This is a genomic window from Kushneria aurantia DSM 21353 (genome assembly GCF_000382245.1).
GTDB lineage: Bacteria > Pseudomonadota > Gammaproteobacteria > Pseudomonadales > Halomonadaceae > Kushneria > Kushneria aurantia.
This window is the reverse complement of sequence record NZ_KB907910.1, coordinates 1-6,346: the sequence shown is the minus strand read 5'-3', so window position 1 is coordinate 6,346 and position 6,346 is coordinate 1. Positions and strand designations below refer to the sequence as shown.

The window sequence follows — 6,346 nt, the reverse complement described above, 5'->3', positions numbered from 1 at the left end:
ATCGGTCACATGAAAAGCGAAGGATTGCTGTCACGCTGTTATCTGAAAGGGCGCAAGGGCGATCGGATTCATGCGCTGCTGTGTGGTGTCGGCATGAATTTGAGGAAAGTCATGAAGAAGCTCAGGGAGCTTCTTTTTGTCTGTTACTTTTTCCGCTTTTCAGGTCTATTTTGGCGTTATGTCCGGTCAATGATCTTCAATTTTTTGTGCTCATTGGCCAGTATAAGGAGAGCCGAATTCGACTCCCCGGAAAAAATCGGGGTTTAGCAGGGGCGACTACTTAATCTTCATGGATTAAAGGCAGCTTCATTCAAAGATGAAATGGGCGGAAGGCTCTTTCACATGGTCATGCCCGCACGCAACAATAGCAAAAGCTTTCATAGGTCTACGAAAGAATTAAAGTACCACACAGAGGTCGTGAATGGCTACTTTCACGAGGAGCGACCGAAAAAGGGAGCCCCGGTCTCGCCAGAATTTTTTGGTCTAATGTGCTTAAGAAACCCAGACAATATCCCGACGAAGGTCTTGCCAATAAAGCAGATATTAAACCAGATGGATGGCGAAACGATCAATGCGCTTTCAGAACCCGAGTTTTCAGCATTCAGTCAATCTTCGTTTGATGTCACGATAAAAACGAAAAATCTACCAGTGCTGGTGAGGTGTGGAACTGGAGAGTTTGGAATAAGGTTTAGCAGCAGCAAATTGCAGGGGGAGAATTTGAAAGCAGAAAAAGCGCTTCATGCGTTTAAAAAGCTAATTTTACGTAGTCGCATGGATACCCATCTCAATCTGTCACCAAGTGATCTTGCAATAATAAACAATCGATACTGCTTGCATGGCAGAGGAGAAATATTTGGGACAGAGAGATTTGATGGTAACGACCGGTGGATGTTGCGCGTTTATGGTTATGACAGGAAAAATTTAAGCAGAATCGAATTTGATGATCAAAAAAATCATGTAATGCTTGTGAGGTGAAAAGTGGATATAGAAGCCTGGGAGCAAGAGCTTCGCAGTTTTACATCTAAACATCTTGTTCAAGATGAGGCTCATGATGTCTATCATACTATAAGAGTTGCAGAAGCGGCTAAAATAATACTTGATGAAGAGGGTGGTGATCCGTTTGTGGTTATAACCGCTTGTTATTTTCATGATTGTGTATCGCTTCCAAAAAACGCTCCAAATAGGCAGGAGTCGTCAAAGCTCTCTGCCGAAAAATGCATTAGCATCTTAAAAGAAAGATTCAGTGACTTCCCGAGAAATCTCCAGCAAAGCATATACCATGCAATACTTGCACATAGCTTTAGCGCGAACATAGCCCCAGAGACATTGGAAGCAAAAATAGTCCAAGATGCGGACAGGTTGGATGCTCTAGGGGCAATAGGCTTGGCCCGCGTTTTCTACATTGCAGGTTCAATGGGGCAAGAGCTTTGGAGTGAGTTTGACCCGTTCGCCTTGCGCAGAGAAGTTAATGATAAAGAGTTTGCGCTTGACCACTTCCAGTCGAAGCTTCTTAAGCTTCCTTATGGTATGAATACAAATAAAGGTCATGAACTAGCTAAGGCTAAGTGCAACTATCTGGTTGAGTTTCTAGAAAAACTATCAGAGGATATTGGTGGAAATTCAAACGATTACAATGAAGTAAAAGAAAAAATATGGGCATGGAAAAAAAATGAGCAAGAAAATTGTAGACTGCACATTTAAAAGGATAAGAAGCAGAGATGAGATGGAACAAATCGCCATCAGTGCCATGGAGGCAGATTTGTTGTCTGGAGATTCATCGCTGATCAGTGAATATGAAGAAAAAATTAAGAATGTGCTAGGTGTGGGCAATGCAATCGCAGTGTCATCTGGTACAGCAGCATTACATGCATCTGTTTCGGAAGTCATTCAAAATGGTGATGAAGTTCTCGTTCCAGTAATTTGCGTACCCATGACTGTATGCGCAGTTATAGAAGCAGGAGGGGTTCCTGTTTTTTATGATTGTCAGGAAATGTCGTTCAAGCCTAGTCTCGAATCATTAGACAAGCTGTCATCTAGTCGAACAAAAGCATTGATTACGGTCTCAATGTGGGGTAATTCTGCAATCGATGCATCTATCATCAATTTTGCTCGACAAAATGATTGGGTGGTCATTGAAGATGCCGCACAAGGGCTTGGGACCCAAAATGAATTAGGTTATGAGGGGTGTGTCGGTGACCTTGGATGCTTTAGTACACATGAATTCAAGCTGGTTAGTACCGGAGAAGGTGGGTTTATAACCACAGATTTTGACTACCTATATGAACGTATCCGTAGTTATACTCGTATTGGATTTTCACAAAAACTTGGCGGTTTTGGCTTTAGATCCGGTTTGAATTACAAGCTATCTGGGCTTCAGGCCCTTTTAGGCGCCCAGCAACTGGATAAACTTGAATTCAACCGGAGCGAAAGAGAGTCTAAGTCAATGTACTGGGAAGAATGTCTCGATGGGATTCAAGCATCGGTATACGGAAGGAGGATCTTTCGATTTTTTGTGAGCAGCTACCGATATAACCATTACGCAGCCTGTTTTTATATCGAGGATCCAACGAAAGGGTTGTCTAAGAGTGTTGCTAAGCTGATGAACGAGCAAGGGATAGGTAACGATATTCATAGATACAGACAAGGCCTAATGGTGGAATTTCCTTTCCTTAGGAAAGCCTATTCTATGGATAGGTATAGAAAAGATGTGCGTCTAGACTTTCCGAATGCATCTCGTGTTATGGATGGTTTAATCACTCTTCCATGCCATGATGAAGTCAGTATGCAAGACATAGAAAAATCGACTCGCGTGATCAAGAATGTTTTTAAATAAGAGGCTGTCATGCTCATTCAAGCCATTATGGCCAATCTCCTATGGGGTATGATGCCGCTGTACTATTACTTCCTTGGTGACGTCAGTCCAGTTCTCCTTCTTTCTTTTCAAATAGCTGGAACATTTGGGACGCTGGCTCTATATAGCTACATTAGGGGTGAGATTCTATTTCCAAGTAACACATTGCAATATCTACCAACCGCATTCTTAATCTCCTGCAACTGGATATTTTACATGATAGCGGTGCTTGGCGGTCGTGTCTTAGAGGCGAGTTACGCTTACATGATTATGCCAATTATTACAGTTATGGTAGGGGCGGTGATTCTAAAAGAGGAGCTTAATTTGATGCATAAGATCGGTGTGCTCATATGCTCGTTCTCTGTTGTCACGGATGCCGTCTCTGTTAAAGCCTTTCCTCTTTTGAGTTTTTTTATTGCTCTTCCCTTTTCTTTATATGTTATTTTGCATAAAAAAAGAGGCACAACAGACGTTGTTGGGTCATTAAGGAGTGAAACAGCTTTAATGACACCTTTTGTAATTGCGTTAGGTGTGTTTCTACTTCCATCGTCAACGTTGGGCGAAGTAAGTTATAAGGATTGGTTCCTGCTTCTAGCCATGGGGCTGGTTAATGCTACCCCATTGCTCCTGTTTGTCAAGGCAAGTCGAAATTTAAGGGCCGTGGAACTCGGAGTTTGCCAATTTATTGCACCTATTACAGCTGCAATCTTGGCTTTAGCTTTATTCAATTCCCATATCAATCCTAGTAGGATTGCTTCGTTTGTTGGCATGGTAACTGGCATGGGGTTTGTAGTTTTCGCACGCTCAACCACCTACGCGGAACAAAAATGAATATCTATGATCCCTAGGGAAGGTGCTTGGTTATGAACGCAATACCCTTGGTAGTTCTTGCTCTAATAATTTTAATAAGAGCTTGGTTTTCTTTGCCATGTTTGAATGTGTAGTGTATACTGCATATAGGGTTACAGGGTAAGTCCACTCTTCAAGTATTGGAACTAAGGTCCCTTTTCTAAATTGTTCTCTGCAAGCAATGTTTAGTGCTGTTGTAATACCCTCGCCAGCTTCTGCAAATGACACCAGCAACCTTTCGCTATCGGCACTGGTTCCTTCACCCAAGTCAAAAAGGACCAGCCCATTAGTTTTTGGATCTTTGAGCAACCACTGGCTTCCACTGATACAATGGCGATAGTTAATGCACTTGTGGTTTATTAATTCTTTGGGGTGGGATGGCGTCCCTATTCTGCCTAAGTATAATGGACTTGCAACTATGTGCGTGCTGAATTTCATTATTGGTTTTGCATAATAGTTGCTATCAGGGAGCTCGCCGATCTGTAAGGCTATATCTATATTTTTTTGGGTGAGATTTTCGGCAGCATCTCCAAGAGATACCATGAGTTTTAATCTTGGGTAGTTTTTCCTAAGCTTCGAAAGAACTGAGTGTGTTTCTTCTCGATCAAGTATGTAGGGAATTTGAATATTTATACTGCCTTCTGGATGTTGCTGTGCTTCAAGATATTGGCAAGCTTTCTTGGCTTCTTTGAATATTCTTTCAGCGTGAATGTAAAGATTTCTTCCGGCTTCATTGACATCAAAACTCCTTGTTGTTCTGTTTATTAGTTTTGTCTGGTATTTTTCCTCAAGCTGCTCGATGTTTTTCATGACAGCGGCTCTGGACATCGATAGCTCCCTTGCTGCCTTGCTAAAACTCCCTGATGTGACGACATAGTAAAAAACAAACAATCTACCTATATCCTTCTTAACGTCCTTCGGCATTCTTCTATCCCCCATTGCAATTCATTTGCGGCATGAGCACTTGAGCATTCTGCCATTAGGTGTTTAGCCCCGCGAAGAAGTGGCTTAGGTCATCATAAAACCGCTCGGGCTCTTTCTACCACTGCTCAAGGATAACTCAGGTGGTGTTTTGTCCTTAAGTGCCCTGAGGGAGTGGTCGCTACTATAGGTTATAGATAACCCGCGAGGTGGGACTGCAATTGATCCAGCGAGGTATAGCGCAGTGTTCTTGTCCAGCGGCAGTAGATACCGATCTCAGCGGCTTCGGTCAGTGAGCTGGTGTCGTGCTGTTCGATACCCGAGCGAAGGGTGCCATGCGCTATCTTGCATTGTGACCAACATGTCCAATATGAAAGTCGAGCAGGGCGCCGGGGCTATAGTCGGTGCCGATGGCCACGATGGGCCGGGCCACATGATCCACGTCCGCCAGAGGAATATTGAGCATTTGTCGTCAGCGTGGCCGAAATACAACGATTATTGACCAACCGGCGAACGTCGGCCACCCCTTATCGGAATATCGTTCCTGTCGTTGAGTTCCATCAGGAGAGTTCCGGTGTATGGCGTATTGCTTCTCTGCGGCGGGTTGGCTGGGGTTACCACCGTATTGTTCGGTTTCGGTGGCGGCTTCGTCGTCGTTCCCCTGATGTATACCTTGCTGATTGCCGTCCATGGGCCGGACAGCGCGGCTGGCCTGGCGGCCATGCATATCGCGGTGGCCACCTCGACCGCGCTGATGATCTTCGCGGCCTCCCTGGCGACATGGCGTCACCACCGGCGGCGGACCGTGCAATGGCATCTGGGGCGTCCGCTGGTCGGCTATATCGCTATCGGTGCCGTGCTCGGCGCGGCCGCGGCAGTGTCGTTGAGCGGGGACTGGGTGCGCTGGGTGTTCATCGTCTACCTGGCGATCACGATTGCGGATGCCATCCTGCGGCCCGGTTTCCTGCATCAAGCGACTGGTGACGTGCGTTCCATGAGCCGCCTGGTGACGGCGATGATCGGTACCTTCATCGGCACGGTCGCCGCCTTGCTGGGTGTTGGCGGGAGCGTGATGACCGTGCCACTGATGCGCCGCAGAGGGGCCAGCATGACGGCGGCCACGGCGATGGCCAATCCGTTGTCGTTGCCGATGTCGGTGAGTGGCACCGCGACTTATATACTGCTGTCAGCAAGCGATACCGCTCTGGGTCCCTGGTACGCGGTATATGTGGATCTGCGCGCGTTGCTGGCGCTGGCGCTGGCGGTGGGGTCATGGCTCGGTATCCGCCTGGCGTCGCAATGGATCGGGCGCATTCCGGATCGCCTACATGCCGGGGTTTACTTGTTATTGCTGACGGTGGTACTGGTGGTGATGGTCGTCATGCACTGAATCGAATCGGAGCTTTCCTGATGGTGGTGAATTCCACCGTGTTCTCAGTAAATAGCGCTGGTGGCCTGATGGTGTTCATAACTGGCGCTTCGATGTCGTAACCGATCCTGCCGGATTCGTCGGAGAGGGCGTGCTATGGTCGGTTGACGGTGAACTCACTCGAACAAGGCCGGCATGAGCCCGCCTTATTCACGAGGACGTCGAATCGCGCCGTTATACCCCCATGGCGTCGGCTGCGCCTGCCACCGGCAGCATTGAATGCATGAGGGACACGTCGCTTATGCCCGGCGAGCCATTTTTATGAACTATTTATAACGTAAAGGCATTGATGGCAT

Annotated in this window: 6 protein-coding genes and 1 pseudogene; 6 read left to right on the top strand and 1 reads right to left on the bottom strand. The window is 46.5% G+C overall.

Features of this window, described 5'->3' with window-relative positions:
• The 5 genes and pseudogenes from H146_RS22565 to H146_RS0117775 form a co-directional block, all read left to right on the top strand.
• Positions 1–138: pseudogene (locus H146_RS22565) on the top strand (IS5/IS1182 family transposase); the annotation flags it as partial.
• A gap of 204 nt (positions 139–342) precedes the next feature.
• Complete coding sequence (locus H146_RS21620; protein ID WP_169433504.1) at positions 343–975, top strand: Fe(II)-2OG oxygenase family protein; 633 nt, start codon at positions 343–345, stop codon at positions 973–975.
• A gap of 3 nt (positions 976–978) precedes the next feature.
• Entirely contained in the window at positions 979–1,701 is a 723-nt protein-coding gene (locus tag H146_RS21055) for an HD domain-containing protein (protein WP_083920945.1), read from the top strand.
• Positions 1,670–2,833, top strand: coding sequence for a DegT/DnrJ/EryC1/StrS family aminotransferase (locus H146_RS21050; RefSeq protein ID WP_083920944.1), 1,164 nt, complete (start codon positions 1,670–1,672; stop codon positions 2,831–2,833). The genes H146_RS21055 and H146_RS21050 overlap by 32 nt, the downstream gene beginning before the upstream one ends.
• Positions 2,834–2,842: 9 nt before the next feature.
• Positions 2,843–3,682, top strand: a complete 840-nt coding sequence (locus tag H146_RS0117775) for an EamA family transporter (RefSeq protein ID WP_019953226.1) — start codon at positions 2,843–2,845, stop codon at positions 3,680–3,682.
• Between the two features lie 30 nt (positions 3,683–3,712).
• On the opposite strand, the gene H146_RS21045 is transcribed toward H146_RS0117775, so the two are convergent.
• The gene (locus H146_RS21045; RefSeq protein WP_083920943.1) at positions 3,713–4,639 is read right to left on the bottom strand and encodes a LysR family transcriptional regulator; all 927 of its coding nucleotides are present in this window, start codon (positions 4,637–4,639) and stop codon (positions 3,713–3,715) included.
• A gap of 556 nt (positions 4,640–5,195) precedes the next feature.
• Between H146_RS21045 and H146_RS0117760 the strand changes: the two genes are divergently transcribed.
• Positions 5,196–6,011, top strand: coding sequence for a sulfite exporter TauE/SafE family protein (locus H146_RS0117760; RefSeq protein WP_019953223.1), 816 nt, complete (start codon positions 5,196–5,198; stop codon positions 6,009–6,011).
• Positions 6,012–6,346: the final 335 nt, after the last annotated feature.